The sequence below is a fragment of the Bacillus sp. SIMBA_008 genome (assembly GCF_046535495.1).
GTDB lineage: Bacteria > Bacillota > Bacilli > Bacillales > Bacillaceae > Bacillus > Bacillus subtilis.
Window position 1 is genome coordinate 1 of sequence record NZ_JAWRWL010000438.1, and the last position, 273, is coordinate 273.

The following is a 273-nucleotide window of genomic DNA, read 5'->3' on the forward strand; positions in this document are numbered from 1 at the left end:
GTGATATCGGCGGCGTACGCGAAGAGCGCGGGCATGTCGCCCGCGGTGATGCCCTGGATGATTCGGCCGAGAAGGAGCACCCAGATGGCGCCGCCGATGCCGAAGATCGTGTACCCGACGACGGCACCGAACGCGGCGATGATGATGATCGGGCGGCGCCCGATGCGGTCGGAAAGGCTGCCGAAGACCGGAGCCGCGAGGAACGCACAGAGCGCGCCGACGCCCTCGAGCGCACCTACCCAGACGGCGAGGCTGGGGTCGTGCGCAGGGAGG

Annotated in this window: 1 protein-coding gene; it reads right to left on the reverse strand. The window is 69.6% G+C overall.

What is annotated here, in order from left to right; all coding sequences use genetic code 11:
* Positions 1-273, reverse strand: a 273-nt coding sequence (locus SB658_RS23920; protein ID WP_410602817.1) for an MFS transporter, incomplete at both ends; no start/stop codon positions are given.